The sequence below is a fragment of the Enterobacter sp. SLBN-59 genome (assembly GCF_024807915.1).
In the GTDB taxonomy this organism is placed as follows: domain Bacteria; phylum Pseudomonadota; class Gammaproteobacteria; order Enterobacterales; family Enterobacteriaceae; genus Enterobacter; species Enterobacter asburiae_B.
The window spans coordinates 3,321,132-3,335,870 of the sequence record NZ_JANUFI010000001.1 but is presented as its reverse complement, the minus strand read 5'-3'; the positions used below and the strand labels follow the sequence as shown (position 1 = coordinate 3,335,870).

Annotated in this window: 12 protein-coding genes and 1 pseudogene; 7 read left to right on the top strand and 6 right to left on the bottom strand. The window is 57.2% G+C overall.

What is annotated here, in order from left to right; translation table 11 throughout:
* Window positions 1–23: 23 nt before the first annotated feature.
* A complete protein-coding gene (locus tag M2422_RS15815; RefSeq protein ID WP_069303397.1) occupies window positions 24–1,220 on the bottom strand; it encodes an NAD(P)/FAD-dependent oxidoreductase in 1,197 nt (398 codons plus the stop codon).
* Between the two features lie 228 nt (window positions 1,221–1,448).
* Here M2422_RS15815 and pitA point away from each other — a divergent pair, with 228 nt between their 5' ends.
* Window positions 1,449–2,948 carry an inorganic phosphate transporter PitA gene (gene pitA / locus M2422_RS15810; protein ID WP_023309552.1) on the top strand — a complete coding sequence of 500 codons (1,500 nt, stop codon included), beginning with the start codon at window positions 1,449–1,451 and terminating at the stop codon, window positions 2,946–2,948.
* A gap of 54 nt (window positions 2,949–3,002) precedes the next feature.
* Here the strand turns inward: pitA and uspB are convergent, their stop codons facing one another.
* Window positions 3,003–3,338 carry a universal stress protein UspB gene (uspB, locus tag M2422_RS15805; RefSeq protein ID WP_003861224.1) on the bottom strand — a complete coding sequence of 112 codons (336 nt, stop codon included), beginning with the start codon at window positions 3,336–3,338 and terminating at the stop codon, window positions 3,003–3,005.
* Window positions 3,339–3,620: 282 nt separating this feature from the next.
* On the opposite strand from uspB, the gene uspA reads away from it, so the two are divergent.
* Window positions 3,621–4,058 carry a universal stress protein UspA gene (gene uspA, locus M2422_RS15800; protein ID WP_003861223.1) on the top strand — a complete coding sequence of 146 codons (438 nt, stop codon included), beginning with the start codon at window positions 3,621–3,623 and terminating at the stop codon, window positions 4,056–4,058.
* A 90-nt stretch (window positions 4,059–4,148) separates the two neighbouring features.
* Here uspA and rsmJ read toward each other — a convergent pair whose 3' ends face one another.
* Both rsmJ and prlC read right to left on the bottom strand, forming a co-directional pair.
* Window positions 4,149–4,901: a 16S rRNA (guanine(1516)-N(2))-methyltransferase RsmJ gene (gene rsmJ / locus M2422_RS15795; RefSeq protein ID WP_029740252.1), complete on the bottom strand. Its 753-nt coding sequence runs from the start codon at window positions 4,899–4,901 to the stop codon at window positions 4,149–4,151.
* Window positions 4,902–4,908: 7 nt separating this feature from the next.
* Window positions 4,909–6,951 (bottom strand): oligopeptidase A, encoded by a 2,043-nt coding sequence (gene prlC, locus M2422_RS15790; protein ID WP_064673676.1) that lies wholly within the window; start codon window positions 6,949–6,951, stop codon window positions 4,909–4,911.
* A gap of 206 nt (window positions 6,952–7,157) precedes the next feature.
* On the opposite strand from prlC, the gene M2422_RS15785 reads away from it, so the two are divergent.
* The 3 genes from M2422_RS15785 (at window position 7,158) to M2422_RS15775 (ending at window position 11,255) form a co-directional block, all read left to right on the top strand.
* Complete coding sequence (locus M2422_RS15785; protein WP_032640380.1) at window positions 7,158–8,000, top strand: 23S rRNA (adenine(2030)-N(6))-methyltransferase RlmJ; 843 nt, start codon at window positions 7,158–7,160, stop codon at window positions 7,998–8,000.
* Between the two features lie 71 nt (window positions 8,001–8,071).
* Window positions 8,072–9,424 (top strand): glutathione-disulfide reductase, encoded by a 1,353-nt coding sequence (gene gorA / locus M2422_RS15780; protein ID WP_033146863.1) that lies wholly within the window; start codon window positions 8,072–8,074, stop codon window positions 9,422–9,424.
* 181 nt (window positions 9,425–9,605) lie between these two features.
* Window positions 9,606–11,255 carry an alpha,alpha-trehalase gene (locus M2422_RS15775; protein WP_045355923.1) on the top strand — a complete coding sequence of 550 codons (1,650 nt, stop codon included), beginning with the start codon at window positions 9,606–9,608 and terminating at the stop codon, window positions 11,253–11,255.
* A 120-nt stretch (window positions 11,256–11,375) separates the two neighbouring features.
* Here the strand turns inward: M2422_RS15775 and M2422_RS15770 are convergent, their stop codons facing one another.
* Window positions 11,376–12,965: an STY4199 family HEPN domain-containing protein gene (locus M2422_RS15770; RefSeq protein WP_032662140.1), complete on the bottom strand. Its 1,590-nt coding sequence runs from the start codon at window positions 12,963–12,965 to the stop codon at window positions 11,376–11,378.
* A gap of 148 nt (window positions 12,966–13,113) precedes the next feature.
* Between M2422_RS15770 and M2422_RS15765 the strand changes: the two genes are divergently transcribed.
* Together M2422_RS15765 and M2422_RS23890 are read left to right on the top strand one after the other, a co-directional pair.
* Complete coding sequence (locus M2422_RS15765) at window positions 13,114–13,653, top strand: GNAT family N-acetyltransferase (protein ID WP_064673675.1); 540 nt, start codon at window positions 13,114–13,116, stop codon at window positions 13,651–13,653.
* A 71-nt stretch (window positions 13,654–13,724) separates the two neighbouring features.
* A pseudogene (locus tag M2422_RS23890) lies at window positions 13,725–13,823 on the top strand (lysozyme); the annotation flags it as partial.
* 97 nt (window positions 13,824–13,920) lie between these two features.
* On the opposite strand, the gene M2422_RS15760 reads toward M2422_RS23890, so the two are convergent.
* Window positions 13,921–14,679, bottom strand: coding sequence for an SDR family oxidoreductase (locus tag M2422_RS15760; protein WP_259142586.1), 759 nt, complete (start codon window positions 14,677–14,679; stop codon window positions 13,921–13,923).
* Window positions 14,680–14,739 lie beyond the last annotated feature (60 nt).

Genomic DNA, 14,739 nt, shown 5'->3' with positions numbered 1-14,739 from the left:
TGACGAGTGGCTGTGCTCTTATGTCACTTGTCTTCTGCCAGCGCCTGAGCGCACGCCCAGGCACTTGCCCATGCCCACTGGAAGTTGTACCCGCCGAGCCAGCCGGTCACATCCATCACTTCGCCAATAAAATAGAGCCCCGGCACGTTGCGCGCTTCCATGGTGCGGGACGAGAGCTCATTCGTATCGACGCCACCCAGCGTGACCTCTGCGGTGCGGTAGCCTTCGGTGCCGTTTGGCTGCACGCGCCAGTTTGTCAGGGTCTCGACCAGCGTTTCCTGCTCGCGGCTGTTAAGCTGCTTGAGCGACACGTCCGGGATCTGCCCCAGCGCCTGCAAACATTCCACCAGACGTTTTGGCAGCTGCATTGCCAGGGTGTTTTTCAGGCTTTGATTCGGGTGCGCGGTACGCTGCTCGTTAAGGAACGCGTCGAGATCGCAATCGGGAAGCAGGTTAACCGTGACAAACTCCCCCGGCTGCCAGTAGCTGGAGATTTGCAGTACCGCCGGGCCGGAGAGGCCGCGATGGGTAAAGAGCAGATTTTCGCGGAACACCGTCCCGTCTTCGGCGGTAATGACGGAGGGAACGGACACGCCGGACAGCGTCTGAAGCTGTTCCAGAAGCGGTTTATGCAGCGTAAATGGCACCAGCCCGGCGCGCGTAGGCAAGACTTTCAGGCCAAACTGTTCGGCAATCTTATAGCCGAACGGGGAGGCGCCCAGCCCCGGCATAGACAGGCCACCGCTGGCGATCACCAGGCTATCTGCATTGACGGTTTCACCGTTCAGCTGCAGCGTATAGCCCTGGTCGTCGCGCGCGACCTCCAGCACTTCCGTGCGCAGGCGCATGACGACGCCGCCCTTCTCGCACTCGGCCACCAGCATATCGACAATCTGCTGCGCGGAGTCGTCGCAGAACAGCTGCCCCAGCGTCTTTTCATGCCACGCGATACCGTGCTTACCCACAAGGTCGATAAAATCCCATTGGGTGTAGCGCGCCAGCGCAGATTTACAAAAATGACGGTTTTGGCTCAAATAGGCCGCGGGTTCAACATACAGATTAGTAAAGTTGCAGCGCCCGCCGCCGGACATCAGGATCTTACGGCCGGGCTTTTTACCGTTATCCAGCAGCAGCACGCGACGACCCGCCTGTCCGGCCATTGCCGCACAAAACATACCCGCCGCACCGGCGCCAATTACCACGGCATCAAACCTTTCCACGTCAAAACCCTCTTTGTTAACTGCCGCGGATTGTAAAGTTTCCTCTGTGGTCACACCAGCGTAAAAAGATATTACAAAGCCATTTCATTGAAATTTAAAGAATATCCTTTCTAGTGCTTTTCTCAAATCAGGTGGTATGTCAAAAAAAGTCTATATTTCACTTTGCCCGCCGCGCATTTGTCCTGGATAATGCGCCGCGTTCATGTCCTCAAAATGGCGTAACGTCCTATGCTACATTTGTTTGCCGGCCTGGATTTACATACCGGGCTTTTATTATTGCTTGCTCTGGTTTTTGTACTGTTTTACGAAGCGATCAACGGCTTCCACGACACTGCAAACGCAGTAGCGACGGTTATCTACACTCGCGCAATGCGATCGCAGCTTGCGGTTGTTATGGCGGCGGTATTTAACTTTTTTGGTGTTCTCCTGGGCGGGCTGAGCGTTGCGTATGCCATCGTGCATATGCTGCCAACGGATCTGCTGCTTAACGTTAGTTCTGGCCATGGCCTCGCTATGGTGTTCTCAATGCTGCTTGCTGCAATTATCTGGAACCTCGGTACCTGGTATTTTGGCCTGCCTGCATCCAGTTCTCACACCCTCATCGGCGCGATTATCGGTATCGGGTTAACCAACGCCCTGATGACCGGGACATCGGTTGTTGATGCGCTGAACCTGCCTAAAGTATTGGGCATTTTCGGCTCCCTGATCATCTCCCCTATCGTGGGTCTGGTAGTCGCGGGGGGATTGATTTTCATCCTGCGTCGCTACTGGAGCAACACGAAAAAACGTGCGCGTATCCACCTGACGCCAGCAGAGCGTGAGAAGAAAGACGGCAAGAAAAAGCCGCCGTTCTGGACGCGTATCGCCCTGATCATTTCTGCTATCGGCGTGGCCTTCTCTCACGGCGCGAACGACGGGCAGAAAGGCATTGGTCTGGTGATGCTGGTTCTGATCGGCGTCGCACCGGCAGGCTTCGTGGTGAACATGAACGCCTCGGGTTACGAAATCACCCGTACCCGCGATGCGGTCAACAACGTTGAAACCTATTTCCAGCAGCATCCTGACCTGCTGAAAAAAGCGACCGGCGTTGATCAATTGATCCCTTCTCCTGAAGCCGGTGCAACCACCGCGCCTGGCGAGTTCCACTGCCATCCGGCAAACGCGATTAACGCGCTGGAACGTGCGAAAGGCATGCTGGGCGATATCGAAAGCTACGACAAACTGGCTGTAGAACAGCGTGGTCAGCTTCGTCGTATCATGCTCTGTATCTCTGATGTGACCGATAAAGTCGCGAAGCTGCCAGAGGTGAATGGTGACGACAAACGTCTGCTGAAGAAACTGAAAAGCGATATGCTCAACACCATCGAGTACGCGCCAATCTGGATCATCATGGCCGTCGCGCTGGCGCTCGGTATCGGTACGATGATTGGCTGGCGTCGTGTGGCGACCACCATCGGCGAGAAGATCGGTAAGAAAGGCATGACCTATGCGCAGGGTATGTCCGCGCAGATGACGGCGGCAGTGTCTATCGGTCTGGCGAGCTACACCGGTATGCCGGTATCCACCACCCACGTACTCTCTTCGTCCGTGGCAGGTACCATGATTGTTGACGGTGGCGGTCTGCAGCGCAAAACCGTGACCAACATTCTGATGGCCTGGGTGTTCACCCTTCCGGCGTCCATCCTGCTGTCTGGCGGTTTGTACTGGATTTCGCTGAAGCTGATTTAATCGGTTGAAGGCGACAAAAAAGCGGGTCAGGAAATTGACCCGCTTTTTTTATGCTCAGTGCCAAATCATCAATGCAATCATACTGACTACGACCAGCCCGCACAGGGCGCTGGTCAAAATGAACTGACGACGCAGGCGCTCGCAGCGACGAATAAACTCTTCATCGTGATGATCGCGGTAGCGCTGGTAGTAGATGTACCCCACCAGACGCATCTGCTTGCTGGGCTGTCCATGCGAGGTGAAGAACCCTCCACCGTCCACATACTGATAAAGCAACGGATCGCAACCACGAAGTACCACTAACAGCGCACGTAACGATGAGAAGTAGCGCGCCATATTCACTATGCAAACCACGCATAACGCCCAAAACAATGCGACGGTGCTAATCATACATCCTCCCCGGCGTCCGCCCACGAAGCAAGGCTCCTGAGCTACCGCACCCCAATGCCCTGACAGACAGTTCAGTGAAAGAATGACCAAAATCGATCCGGTTCGCGTTTTAATATCCGAACGGCTCATTTAACAGTGTAGGAGATCCGTTAATTTTTTTGCCACAAGGTTAATCGTTATCAACACCAAAGCTTGAAAAATATGTTTAACTGGGCCGTAATGAAAGTATCAGACGACGGCATTCTCACTTAGTCATCGATAACTTAAGGAAGGAGTAACACTATGGCTTACAAACACATTCTCATCGCGGTTGACCTCTCTCCGGAGAGCAAAGTGCTGGTTGATAAAGCGGTATCCATGGCACGTCCCTACAACGCGAAAGTTTCGCTGATTCACGTTGACGTGAATTACTCCGACCTCTACACCGGTCTGATCGACGTGAATCTTGGCGATATGCAGAAACGCATTTCCGAAGAGACTCACCATGCCCTGAGCGAACTCTCCACCAACGCGGGCTATCCGATTACCGAAACCCTGAGCGGCAGCGGCGACCTGGGCCAGGTGCTGGTTGATGCGATCAAGAAATACGATATGGACCTGGTGGTTTGCGGTCACCATCAGGACTTCTGGAGCAAGCTGATGTCTTCAGCGCGCCAGCTGATTAACACCGTTCACGTGGATATGCTGATTGTTCCACTGCGTGACGAAGAAGACGAGTAAGTGCGTTAAACTCCCCTAACCCTCTCCCAAAGGGAGAGGGGATAGATCGAGGACACAGGCCGGGTAAGGCGAAGCCGCCACCCGGCTTTTTTATTCCGGCGTACCCGGATAAATATCAAACCGGTGCCCTTTGGTGGTCACCGCGTTAGTGGTCGCAACGTCCGCCAGCGGCGGCGCATAGTCCGGGCGCTTTACCACCACCCGCTTCGTGGCAAGCTGACGAGCCGGCTCCAGCAGGCCATCGGCATCCAAATCAGGCCCCACCAGCGACTGAAACACCCGCATCTCTTTCTTCACCAGCGCGCTTTTCTGCTTATGCGGGAACATAGGGTCGAGATAGACCACCTGCGGGCGCGGGGTGATATCCGTCAATGCCGTCAGGCTGGAGGCGTGGATCAGCTGTAGTCGTTCCTGCAGCCACGGGCCGACTTCCGGGTCCGCATAGCCCCGCGCCAGCCCGTCGTCGAGCAGCGCAGCGACCACCGGGTTACGCTCCAGCATCCGCACGCGACAGCCGACGGACGCCAGCACAAACGCATCGCGCCCCAGCCCCGCCGTGGCATCGACCACGTCCGGAAGGTAGCTCCCTTTAATGCCGACCGCTTTGGCCACCGCTTCGCCGCGACCGCCGCCAAACTTGCGCCGGTGCGCCATCGCGCCGCCGACAAAATCGACGAAAATCCCGCCGAGCTTCGGTTCGTCGCGCTTGCGTAATTCGAGATGTTCCGGCGTCATCACCAGCGCCATCAGGTTTTCTTCATCGTGCTCCAGCCCCCAGCGGGCCGCCAGAACAGATAAGGCGCCGTCTCCGGCGCCTGTTTCATCTACTAAGCAGATCTTCACGTAACAATCAGCCTTTGATCCCGTAATGCTCAAGCATCGCGTCCAGCTGCGGCTCGCGGCCGCGGAAGCGTTTGAACAGCACCATTGGCTCTTCAGACCCGCCGCGGGTCAGGATGTTATCGAGGAACGACTGGCCGGTTTCGCGGTTGAAGATCCCCTCTTCTTCGAAGCGGGAGAAGGCATCTGCCGCCAGCACGTCGGCCCACAGGTAGCTGTAGTAGCCCGCCGCGTAGCCGCCGGCGAAGATGTGGCTGAAGGCATGCGGGAAGCGGCCCCAGGTTGGCCCTGGAATAACGGCAACCTGCTTTTTAATCTCGGCCAGGGTCTCAAGGATTTTCGCACCCTGCTCCGGGCTAAACTCGGCGTGCAGGCGGAAATCGAACAGGCCGAACTCCAGCTGGCGCAGAATGAACATCGCCGCCTGGTAGTTTTTCGCCGCCAGCATTTTATCCAGCAGCTCTTTCGGCAGCGGTTCGCCGGTCTCGTAGTGGCCGGAGATAAACGCCAGCGCGTCCGGCTCCCAGCACCAGTTTTCCATAAACTGGCTTGGCAGCTCGACCGCATCCCACGGCACGCCGCTGATACCGGCTACGCCTGCGGTTTCGATACGGGTCAGCATGTGGTGCAGACCATGACCGAACTCGTGGAAAAGGGTGATCACTTCGTCGTGGGTGAACAGCGCCGGTTTGCCGCTTACCGGACGGTTGAAGTTACAGGTCAGGTAGGCGACCGGTTTTTGCAGGGAACCGTCGGCTTTACGCATCTGGCCTACGCAGTCGTCCATCCACGCCCCGCCGCGCTTGTTCTCACGCGCGTAGAGATCGAGGTAGAAGCTGCCGCGCAGCTCGTTTTTCTCGTCATACAGCTCGAAGAAGCGCACGTCCGGGTGCCAGACGTCAATATCGGTACGCTCTTTGGCGGTGATGCCATAGATGCGCTTTACCACTTCGAACAGGCCGTTAACGGCTTTGTTTTCCGGGAAGTACGGGCGCAGCTGCTCGTCGCTGATGCTGTAGAGGTGCTGCTTCTGTTTTTCGCTGTAGTACGCGATATCCCACGGCTGCAGCTCGTCCACGCCGAACTCGGCTTTCGCGAAGGCGCGCAGCTGGGCCAGCTCTTTCTCACCCTGCGGACGGGCGCGTTTCGCCAGATCGGTCAGGAAGTCGAGCACCTGCTGCGGGTTCTCCGCCATTTTGGTGGCGAGGGATTTATCGGCGTAGTTTTCGAAGCCCAGCAGCTGCGCCAGCTCGTGACGCAGGGCGAGGATTTCCGCCATTACCGGGCTGTTGTCCCACTTACCGGCATTCGGCCCCTGATCGGAGGCGCGGGTGCTGTACGCGCGGTACATCTCTTCGCGCAGGGCCTGGTTGTCGCAGTAGGTCATCACCGGCAGATAGCTCGGGATATCCAGCGTCAACAGGAAGCCTTCCTGCTCTTTCGCTTCAGCCTGGGCTTTTGCCGCCGCCAGCGCGCTTTCCGGCATACCGGCCAGTTCCGCTTCGTCGGTAATCAGCTTCGTCCAACCCATGGTGGCGTCGAGCACGTTGTTGCTGTACTGGTTACCCAGCTCGGACAGGCGCGCGGCAATTTCGCCGTAGCGGGTTTGTTTCTCTTTTGGCAGGCCAATCCCGGACAGCTCAAAATCACGCAGGGCGTTATCGACCGATTTTTTCTGCGCCGTGTTCAGTTCGGCATAGTGGTCGCCGTCGCGCAGGTCGCGGTAGGCTTTGTACAGCCCTTCGTGCTGCCCGACCCAGGTGCTGTACTCAGAGAGCAGCGGCAGGGTCTGTTCGTAGGCTTCGCGCAGTTCCGGGCTGTTTTTTACCGAGTTCAGGTGGCTCACCGGGGAGAAGATACGCCCCAGCACGTCGTCCACTTCGGCCAGCGGCTGACACAGATTTTCCCAGGTGTACGGCGCGCCCTGCGCTACCACGCTTTCTACCGCCGCGCGGCAGTTGTCCAGAGATTGCGTAACGGCTGGAACCACATGCTCAGGGAGGATTTTAGAAAACGGCGGCAACGAAAAAGGCGTCAGTAATGGATTGGTCATAAACGCTGTCCTGTTGAAATAGGTGAATGAAGCGCGCATCCGGCGCTGTGCATATGAGATCTAGAATGGGGTTAAGTGTAGAGGATTTCAATGCCGGACGTTGCGGAAAAGAGCCCGTGGCGCTGCGCTTACCGGGCCTACGGGTAATCTGCGCCGTTCTGCTGTAAACTGTGGCAAATCGTCAATTCAGCGGAATATCATTACCCATGCTCAGTTATCGCCATAGCTTCCACGCAGGCAACCACGCCGACGTCCTTAAACACACCGTTCAGAGCCTGATCATCGAATCGCTCAAAGAGAAAGAGAAGCCGTTTCTCTATCTGGACACGCACGCGGGCGCGGGCCGTTATCAGCTGAGCGGCGAGCATGCCGAGCGTACCGGTGAATATCTGGAAGGGATTGCCCGCATCTGGCAGCAGGACGACCTGCCTGCCGAGCTGGAGCCTTACATCGGCGTGGTGAATCACTTCAACCGCAACGGCCAGCTGCGCTACTACCCTGGCTCACCGCTGATTGCACGCCAGCTGCTGCGCGAGCAGGACAGCCTCCAGTTGACCGAACTGCATCCGAGCGACTTCCCGCTGCTGCGTTCCGAATTCCAGAAAGACAGCCGCGCCCGCGTGGAAAAAGCCGACGGTTACCAGCAGCTGAAGGCCAAACTGCCGCCGGTTTCCCGTCGTGGCCTGGTGCTGATCGACCCGCCGTACGAAATCAAAACCGACTATCAGGCAGTGGTAACCGGCATCCACGAAGGCTACAAACGCTTTGCTACCGGCACCTATGCCCTGTGGTACCCGGTGGTGCTGCGCGCGCAGATCAAACGCATGATCAAAGACCTGGAAGCGACCGGCATCCGCAAGATCCTGCAGATCGAGCTGGCGGTACGCCCTGACAGCGATCAGCGCGGCATGACCGCCTCCGGCATGATTGTGATCAACCCGCCGTGGAAGCTCGAAGCGCAGATGAACAACGTGCTGCCGTGGCTGCATAAAACGCTGGTCCCCGCCGGTACAGGCCACGCCACCGTCAGTTGGATCGTGCCGGAGTAATCGCAGTCATCGGTGGAAACTATTGATTTCAGGTATACAATCGCGGCAATTCACGATTAAGGACAAAAGCAATGACTAAGCATTATGACTACATCGCAATCGGCGGCGGCAGCGGCGGCATCGCCTCCATCAACCGTGCGGCCATGTACGGCCAGAAGTGCGCGCTGATTGAAGCCAAAGCGCTGGGCGGCACCTGCGTGAACGTGGGTTGTGTACCGAAGAAAGTGATGTGGCATGCGGCGCAGATCCGTGAAGCTATCCATATGTATGGCCCGGACTACGGCTTTGACACCACCATCAACCGCTTCGACTGGGACAAACTGATCGCCAGCCGTACCGCCTACATCGACCGCATTCACACCTCGTACGACAACGTGCTGGGTAAAAATAACGTCGATGTTATCCACGGTTTCGCCCGCTTTGTGGACGCGAAAACGATCGAAGTGAACGGCGAGACGATCACCGCCGATCACATCCTGATCGCCACCGGCGGTCGTCCGAGCCACCCGAACATCCCGGGCGTGGAATACGGCATCGACTCCGACGGTTTCTTCGAGCTGCCTGCCCTGCCAAAACGCGTTGCCGTTGTTGGCGCGGGCTATATCGCGGTGGAACTGGCTGGCGTGATTAACGGCCTGGGCGCGGAAGCGCACCTGTTCGTACGTAAACACGCGCCGCTGCGCAGCTTTGACCCGCTGATTGTCGATACGCTGGTTGAAGTGATGAACACGGAAGGCCCGACCCTGCACACCAACGCCGTGCCAAAAGCGGTGGTGAAAAACGCGGATGGTAGCCTGACGCTTGAGCTGGAAGATGGCCGCAGCCAGACCGTCGATTGCCTGATCTGGGCGATTGGCCGTGAACCTGCGAACGATAACTTCAACCTAGGCGTGACGGGCGTGAAAACCGACGAAAAAGGCTATATCGTCGTCGATAAATTCCAGAACACCAGCGTACCGGGCATTTATGCGGTCGGCGACAACACCGGCGCGGTTGAGCTGACGCCGGTCGCCGTTGCGGCGGGTCGTCGTCTCTCCGAGCGCCTGTTCAACAACAAGCCGGACGAGCATCTTGACTACAGCAACATCCCGACCGTGGTCTTCAGCCATCCGCCAATCGGCACCGTCGGCTTAACCGAGCCGCAGGCGCGCGAACAGTACGGCGACGACCAGGTGAAAGTGTATAAATCGGCGTTTACCGCGATGTACACCGCCGTCACCTCTCACCGTCAGCCGTGCCGCATGAAGCTGGTCTGCGTGGGCCCGGAAGAGAAGATTGTCGGCATCCACGGCATCGGCTTCGGCATGGACGAGATCCTGCAGGGCTTCGCCGTGGCGCTGAAGATGGGCGCAACCAAGAAAGACTTCGACAACACCGTGGCCATCCACCCGACGGCCGCGGAAGAGTTTGTGACCATGCGTTAATCCTGATGCCCCTCTCCGGAGGGGCATTTTTTTAACATTCATAAATCGTTGCAAAACGAATGCTCCGAAAATAGTGATCTACCGCACATATCCCTCCCCATCTACCGAAGCGAATGTCTACGCTTATAAGACGCCCGGATAAACCTGTCTTTTGAACACACAACCGGAGGTCCCTATCACCATGTTCAACCAGAAACTACAGGCTACCGAGAACATCGAGTTCGAGATTGCAGAAGAGCTGCGCTACGAGACCGATCCCTGCGAGTTGAAACTGGATGAAATGATTGAGGCGGAGCCGGAACCCGAAATGATCGAGGGGCTACCCGCCTCCGATGCGTTGACGCCCGCAGACCGCTATCTTGAACTGTTCGAGCATGTGCAGTCGACGCGGCTGTTTGCGGACAGTAAAACCTTCCCCGACTGCGCGCCGAAGATGGATCCGCTGGATATCCTGATCCGCTACCGCAAGGTCAGACGCCACCGGGATTTCGACCTGCGCCAGTTCGTGGAGAACCACTTCTGGATGCCGGAAACGTACGGCACAGAATATGTCTCCGACCCGGGACTCTCCCTGAAAGAGCATATTGATAACCTGTGGCCGGTGCTGACGCGCGAGCCGCAGGATCATATTCCCTGGTCTTCCCTGCTGGCCCTGCCGCAGGCCTATATCGTCCCCGGCGGGCGATTCAGCGAGACCTACTACTGGGATTCCTATTTCTCCATGCTGGGGCTGGCGGAGAGCGGCCGTAACGATCTGCTCAAATGTATGGCGGACAACTTCGCCTGGCTGATTGAACGCTACGGGCATATCCCCAACGGCAACCGCACCTATTACCTCAGCCGCTCACAGCCGCCGGTCTTTGCCCTGATGGTGGAGCTGTTCGAGGAGGACGGCGTGCGCGGTGCGAAACGCTATCTGGATCACCTCAAAATGGAGTACGCCTTCTGGATGGACGGCGCGGAGTCGCTGCTGCTTAACCAGGCTTACCGCAGCGCCGTGCGTATGCCGGACGGTTCACTGCTCAACCGCTACTGGGACGACCGTGATACCCCGCGCGACGAATCGTGGATCGAGGACGTTGAAACCGCGCGCCACTCGGGTCGTCCGCCCAATGAGGTTTACCGCGATCTGCGCGCGGGGGCGGCGTCCGGCTGGGATTATTCGTCCCGCTGGCTGCGCGATCCGTCGCGGCTCGCCAGCATCCGCACGACGCAGTTTATTCCCATCGATCTGAACGCCTTCCTGTTCAAGCTGGAAAGCGCTATCGCCAACATCTCGGCGTCGAAAGGGGATAAAGAGACGGCAGAGGCGTTCCGCCAGAAAGCCAACGATCGCCGCGCGGCGGTGAACCGCTATCTGTGGGACGAGGAGAGCGGCTGCTACCGAGATTACGACTGGCGACGCGAAGAGCTGGCGCTGTTTTCTGCCGCCAGCATTGTGCCGCTGTACGTTGGAATGGCGACGCACGAGCAGGCAGAACGTTTGTCGGATGCGGTCAAATCGCGGCTGCTGACCCCGGGCGGAATTCTGGCGACCGAATACGAAACCGGCGAGCAGTGGGATAAACCCAACGGCTGGGCGCCGCTGCAATGGATGGCGATTCAGGGGTTCAAGCAGTACGGCAACGACTCGCTGGGCGATGAGATCGCCTGGAGCTGGCTGCATACGGTGAACCATTTTTATAAGACGCATCACAAGCTGATTGAGAAGTACCACATCGCCAGCAGCACGCCGCGCGAAGGTGGCGGGGGTGAGTATCCGCTGCAGGACGGTTTTGGCTGGACGAACGGCGTGGTGCGGCGGCTGATTGGGTTGTATGGGGAGCCTTAAGCGGGGTGCGGTCTGGTGCCCTCACCCTAACCCTCTCCCCAGAGGGGAGAGGGGACTGCACGGTGCGCTCTTCATCTCCCTCGCCCCTATGGGGAGAGGGCTGGGGTGAGGGGAAAAATTTTAGCGAATCACTTCATAAATGGCAGTCTGAATGGACTGCCATTTTTTCGTGGTGGCATCCGGCTGCGACTGCGCGCGGCGTGTGGCCATGTCGAGATCGTGCTGCTGGCGTTTCACCACGGCAGGTACGGTGCAGAACGCTTTGAGATACTCTTTACGAACCGAGGTCAGAGACTCGCCGTTCGACATGGCGTGGCTGAGCGTGTTGATGAAGCGACGACACGGCTTCTCTTCCACCATGTTCTGGCGGTAGCGTAGCATCAGCTCCAGCACATCGTCATAGCCTGCCGACATCGCCTCTTCGGTCCAGGACAGCTTCCAGTCCATACCGCCCTGCAAAAATAGCAGGGTCACTCGGGTATCGTTGCGGTTAATGGCCGAGCGGAAATTATTCTCGTCCCAGGTGACCCCCATGCGCGTGAGCGTTTCGCGCGAGGAAGGCGTCTCGCGCATTTCCTGCGGAGGAGCCGCTTCAGCCGCGCTGGCGGTTGCAGGCTGCGGTTTGCTGCTGGTCACCAGCCAGAAGCCACCCGCCACGATGGCAATCACCATGACGCCAACCGCCCCCCATAGCGCACCGGAAATGAGCTGCTCGCGTTGTTCAGGGGTACGCGGCGCGCGCTGGGTCGGCTTTTCAATGGTGTCACGGACTTCAAACAGATCCCCACCGGTGACCCGATCCATTTTCTGTGCCTTTTCCCAGAAGGTATGCAATTCGCTGGCATCTACCGCCATGAATCCGGCCGGATTGACGCGCGTTCTCCCCTCTTCAAACGCGCGCTGAACGGGCCGCGCGATCTGCGCGTAGTAGTTATCCAGCAGCTGAATTTGCGCCGAGCTTAACGTTTTCTGAACGGTGATGCTGTTGCGGATTTGCCGGATGTCATCGAGGAAGGTTTGCAGCGTTTTGCGCGGTTCAACCAGCAGCGTCAGCATGGACGGGTCGCTGAACAGCGAAGCGTAATAGCGGCTGAACTCTTTTTTATCCACCAGCATCTGCGCCAGTTCACTGAACATCATGCCGCTCAGGACATCATTGATCTCGCCAAGCTTCAGCCAGCGCCGTACGCGGTCAGCGTTAAACAGGGTCTTAAGATGGTTGTTCAGCCGCACCTGATCGGGCCAGGCCTGCTGGATGAGCCCTTTGATCATCAGCTCAATCGCGCGTACCTGCTTGTGCGCCTGCTGCTGCTGGAGTTCGCTTCCCGGTGCCAGGTCGGTGCTGTAGGTCAACAGCGGCTGCTGCAGGCGAAGATGTTCCAGCGCGGTCACAAACCGCATCGCCGCAATAAGCTGGTTTTCACTCACATCCTGTCCGCTTTCATACTGCGGAACGCGCTGCTGCAGCAGGCGCAGCTGGAGCGTAAATTCCGACATCTCGGCATCATTGAGGTTGAGTTTTTTCGCAACGGCTCCCCAGCCGCCCAGAGCTAATCGCGCGCTGTCGAGTTGTTCCAGGAACCAGCGTGGATCTTTGCCCTCAGAAGCATGTACATTCAGAAGGAGTAAAATTTCCACCGACGCATGGCGAATGACCGCCAGACAGTGTTCAAACTGTTCGCGAATATGATGTGATGTGCTGAGAGTCATTGTTTTCCTTAAGCGACAACGAAGACATCCGGAATGGGCACGAAACGCCCTTTATTCTTTTTATTTATACGCGGTTAACCATACCTGACTTTCTGTTGAAATAAAGTGACAACCCTAAAATGATTTAAAATGTTTCAGGAGAATCTGAATGCCGGTTTTAATTACCTCTCGCCTGACCTGTTCGCCCCTGCAGGAGCAAGACTGGCCCTTTTTTCTGGCGCTACAGCAGCACCCGGACGTGATGCGCTTTGTGGCGGAAGGCCGCCCCGTCGCGGCGATCCGCGAGGCGTTTGATTCGCGCCTGGCCCCATGGGCACCGGGCAGCGCGCACTGGCTTTGTCTCGTCGTACGTGACACCGCCTCACAGGCCCCGCTGGGCGTTACCGGGTATATTCATCGGGAGGAAGACTGCGCCGAAGTGGGCTTCCTTTTCGCACCCGAGGCGCAGGGGAAAGGTTACGGCTTTGAATCCCTGAAAGCGCTTTGCGATTACGCTTTTGATCAGGGCGGTATACGGCGACTCACCGCCACCGTCACCGCGGGAAATGTCGCGTCAAGACGCCTGCTGGAAAAAGCCCGCTTTCGTCTGGAAGGTGAATTACACGAGAGCTATTACCTTGCGGGGCGCTGGCAAAATGACTGGCTATTTGGTTTATTACAGCAGGAATACCTGAATAATAATTCCTGACCAACCGCTTTTTAGCAGATATTTCCCGGACGTCGTTTCCTCTTCAGTGTCGCTATTAAGAGGAAACGAATATCAAACGTCATTCTCTGAAAATATTTTCTGCCGCCATTGCGTTAATAAATAAACATCAGGGTCTTTCTCTGGAGAAATATCGTGATGAAAAGGGGTTATCGGCTATGGCTGCCTGCGTTCTTTATCACTGTCAGTATGCAGACACATCCATACTAAGGGTTTCATTAAGGGGTTCCTTCCCCTTAAGCCCGTGCATCACAGGAACATACCGCCTGATACTTCAATACGTTGCGCATTCATCCAGCCCAATTTATCGCTGAGCAGTGCCGCAATGGCATCGCCAATATCGTCCGGCAGCCCCACCCGGCCCAGCGCCGTCTGCGAGGCCAGAAGCTGATTCAGCTCCGCGTTGTCGCGCACGCGTCCGCCGCCAAAGTCGGTTTCAATCGCGCCCGGCGCAATGATATTGACGGAAATTCCGCGCGCGCCCAGCTCTTTCGCCTGATAACGCGTCAGCACTTCCATCGCTCCCTTCATGGCCGCGTAGGTCCCAGAGCCCGGCTGGGTAAAACGGGCCAGCCCGCTGGAGACGTTGAGGATACGTCCCCCGTCGTTAAGCAGCGGCAGCAGGCGCTGGGTCAGGAAGAAAGGTCCTTTGAAATGAATGTTCAGCGCTTCATCAAACTGGGCTTCCGTCGTGTCAGCATAGGGCGCATATAAACCCGTTCCGGCATTGTTCAATAAATAGTCAAAGGTTTCGCGCTGCCAGACGGTCTTAAGGGTTTCCTGAAGCTGTCGGGCAAAATGATCAAAACTCGTGATATCCCCGACGTTGAGCTGTAATGCCGCTGCGTTGACGCCTTTTTCCTGAATTTCATGCACAATATCCAGCGCTTCCTGCTGGCTACTGTTGTATGTCAGGACAATTCCCGTTCCGTCTGCCGCCAGCTTTAACGCAGCGTTTTTACCCAGACCACGGCTACCACCCGTCATTAATGCGATACGTTCACTCATCATAAACCTCGTTTTGGCTGTTAAGGAGATTGAGAAAGAGCTTATTAGGTGATAGAAAAT

Excerpts from the sequence above, each read along its gene's own strand:
- pitA (WP_023309552.1), top strand. The coding sequence starts at position 1,449 with ATGCTACATTTGTTTGCCGGCCTGGATTTACATACCGGGCTTTTATTA.
- uspB (WP_003861224.1), bottom strand. The coding sequence starts at position 3,338 with ATGATTAGCACCGTCGCATTGTTTTGGGCGTTATGCGTGGTTTGCATA.
- uspA (WP_003861223.1), top strand. The coding sequence starts at position 3,621 with ATGGCTTACAAACACATTCTCATCGCGGTTGACCTCTCTCCGGAGAGC.
- prlC (WP_064673676.1), bottom strand. The coding sequence starts at position 6,951 with ATGACCAATCCATTACTGACGCCTTTTTCGTTGCCGCCGTTTTCTAAA.
- M2422_RS15785 (WP_032640380.1), top strand. The coding sequence starts at position 7,158 with ATGCTCAGTTATCGCCATAGCTTCCACGCAGGCAACCACGCCGACGTC.
- gorA (WP_033146863.1), top strand. The coding sequence starts at position 8,072 with ATGACTAAGCATTATGACTACATCGCAATCGGCGGCGGCAGCGGCGGC.
- M2422_RS15775 (WP_045355923.1), top strand. The coding sequence starts at position 9,606 with ATGTTCAACCAGAAACTACAGGCTACCGAGAACATCGAGTTCGAGATT.
- M2422_RS15770 (WP_032662140.1), bottom strand. The coding sequence starts at position 12,965 with ATGACTCTCAGCACATCACATCATATTCGCGAACAGTTTGAACACTGT.
- M2422_RS15765 (WP_064673675.1), top strand. The coding sequence starts at position 13,114 with ATGCCGGTTTTAATTACCTCTCGCCTGACCTGTTCGCCCCTGCAGGAG.
- M2422_RS15760 (WP_259142586.1), bottom strand. The coding sequence starts at position 14,679 with ATGAGTGAACGTATCGCATTAATGACGGGTGGTAGCCGTGGTCTGGGT.